Source organism: Paenisporosarcina sp. P5_A11 (assembly GCF_056400705.1).
The window spans coordinates 1-2,650 of the sequence record NZ_JBFUKT010000285.1 but is presented as its reverse complement, the minus strand read 5'-3'; the positions used below and the strand labels follow the sequence as shown (position 1 = coordinate 2,650).

The 2,650-nt window shown below is 37.3% G+C and carries 3 protein-coding genes; all 3 read right to left on the bottom strand.

Going from position 1 to position 2,650, the window contains the following annotated elements; translation table 11 throughout:
- Nucleotides 1-7 precede the first annotated feature (7 nt).
- Genes AC1DOS_RS19355 through AC1DOS_RS19345 form a run of 3 tightly spaced genes read right to left on the bottom strand, consistent with a single transcriptional unit; the run spans nucleotide 8 to nucleotide 2,459 of the window.
- Complete coding sequence (locus AC1DOS_RS19355; RefSeq protein ID WP_477538814.1) at nucleotides 8-1,189, bottom strand: acetoin utilization protein AcuC; 1,182 nt, start codon at nucleotides 1,187-1,189, stop codon at nucleotides 8-10.
- Complete coding sequence (locus AC1DOS_RS19350) at nucleotides 1,159-1,806, bottom strand: acetoin utilization AcuB family protein (RefSeq protein ID WP_477538813.1); 648 nt, start codon at nucleotides 1,804-1,806, stop codon at nucleotides 1,159-1,161. The genes AC1DOS_RS19355 and AC1DOS_RS19350 overlap by 31 nt, the downstream gene beginning before the upstream one ends.
- A gap of 20 nt (nucleotides 1,807-1,826) precedes the next feature.
- Nucleotides 1,827-2,459: a GNAT family N-acetyltransferase gene (locus tag AC1DOS_RS19345; RefSeq protein ID WP_108585431.1), complete on the bottom strand. Its 633-nt coding sequence runs from the start codon at nucleotides 2,457-2,459 to the stop codon at nucleotides 1,827-1,829.
- Between the last annotated feature and the right edge of the window lie 191 nt (nucleotides 2,460-2,650).

The window sequence follows — 2,650 nt, the reverse complement described above, 5'->3', positions numbered from 1 at the left end:
ACATAGCCTAATGAGAACGTATAGAATAAAGAGCTTTACCTAAAACTTGTTTATTTTTTTCCGTTATTTCTTCTTTACGTGGAATGGGCTCGTATAAGTTATCTGGATCTAACCATGTTGGAATCAAAGTCACTGGTGATTCTACTTGCCATTGATCTAGCCATTCTTTGGGCAAGTTACCTTGTGGGAGCGGAATTTCGTTCATTTCCATCCATAATAGCGACCAAGCTCTAGGAACAACTCGCCAAATGTCATATCCACCACCACCAACTGCAATCCATTTCCCATCACAATATTCATGAGCTAACTTATGGGCTAGTTTTGGAATCTCATGATAGATTTTCATAGTCCCATAAAGATGGGTGAGGGGGTCGAGGTAATGAGCATCTGCACCATTTTGACTAATGATAACGTCTGGTTTGAAATGTTCAGCTATTTCGCGAAAAGCTGTCATGTAAAGTTCTAAAAAAGATTCGTCTTCTGTAAATGCATCGATAGGCAAATTAAATGATGTGCCGTATCCTTGACCAGAGCCTCTCTCAGTAACGTTTCCGGTTCCTGGGAACAAATAGCGGCCTGTCTCATGAATCGAGATTGTACACACGTCAGGGTCCTCATAGAAACTCCACTGAACACCATCTCCATGATGAGCATCAGTATCAATATAGAGAACACGAGCTTTATATTTTTGTTGTATGTATTTGATTGCTACTGAACTATCGTTGTATACACAAAAGCCAGATGCACGGCCATGAAAGCCGTGGTGAAGTCCTCCACCTAAATTAAGTGCATGTGAAGCTTTATTCTCCATTACATAATCTACTGCAGTTAACGTCCCACCTACCAATCTTGCACTAGCTTCATGCATGTTTGGGAAAATCGGTGTATCGTCTGTCCCGATCCCAAAACTTTCGGTTTGAGAGGAAGTGACAAGTCCCTGACCCGCTTTTTTAACAATATCAATATATCTCGCATCATGCGCAAGTAATAATTCGTCATCAGTTGCTATACGGGGCGTAACAAGATCCGAGTCTGTAAGCGCATTCATTTTTCTTAATAAGTCAGTAGTAAGTACCAGTCTTTTTTGGTCGAACGGATGATTTTTAGAAAATTTGTAGCCTAATTGATCCTCAGAATAAATATAAACAGCATGTTTTTTTAAGTTGTCATTCCCGGCATGTTTGGCCATAGCACATCGAAACCTTCTTTACGTATATCTTCAATAATCCCAAGAGGATTCATTGTCTTCACACGGAATACTAAGATTTTGTTTTCGTCATTTTGTAAATCTGGATAGACAAGGACACTCAATACATTTGATTGATGATCGTGAAAAACCTTAGACACTTCAAATAATATCCCAGGTTTATTTGGTACACGGACTTCTATTTGTGAACCAGGTTGGTGTGCACCAGTTAATTCAATATATTTATATAATAAGTCAGTTTCAGTAATGATTCCAACTAATTTGCCACTACTAACTATGGGTAAACAGCCGATTTTTTGATCATAAAAAATAGTAGCCACTTCTTCAACGAAGTCCAGTGGGTGACCGATAAGTGGATTTTTGGTCATAATTTCTTCAATTGGTGTTGCATATATATCTTGCTGTTGATTATCGATTAAATTGGAGGGAGTAGCATCTTTAATATCTCTATCCGATAATACACCAACAACGTGACCTTCTTTATTTGTGATAGGTAAGTGCCGAATTTTATTTTCCAGAAGCAAATTGATTGCGTCTTTAATTGAATGAGTCGGTTGAAGAGTTAAAACATTTGTATTCATCATTTGTTCCACAATCATAGGAAAGGCTCCTTTACGAATTAATACATAAAACGATTCATAAAACGAAGTTGATCGAAACGTTGGATAGATTCGGTATCAATTCGTGATCCAATCTTCGCCATTAAACAGTTTGCTGGATGTGAACTTATCTCTGGTTCATCTGTTGCAAAATATTCTAAGCCACCGGCGTTCATCATTTTTTCCATAATTTTTCGATATTCCCATACATTCAAACCAGTTCCTTTTAAATCCCAGTGCCAATAATATTCGGTTGTGATGGTGATATAATCTTCCATTGCATCATCCATCATGGAAACACGAAGCAATGTTTTTCCAACACCTGTTCCTCGATATTTTGGTATTACTTCAATCGCTCCTAGCTCGATTAAATTTGTCATTTGTCCCTTTGACCAGCGCTCAAGAGGGTCCGGATACAAATAAGTAACATAACCAACAATGGTCATATTGTCCCGTGCAATTAAAATACGACCTTCTGGTAATTTAGCAATGCCAACAATGGCTTTATGTTGTTGAGTAGGAGGACGAAATGCAACCAAATCTTCATGGAAATCATAACGGGCAATATCCTCTGCCGAAATGGGTCCTTCAATAATTAAATTGCCGTGTTTCGTTTTTAATTCCATGGCATTATAGATTTTTTTATGTTCCATGAGTTCACCCCTGAAAATAATTACAATTACCCCTATTATACATGAAAAGAACAGAAGGAAAATGTTTTCAATATTTTTCATTTCCGTATAGTCGAAAAAGTAAAATTATTCGCCATTTACATTTAATTTAAGGTAAACTAGTATTTGTATCGTAACTGAGAGGGTGGTAGAAATGAAACTTGAAGTACTTC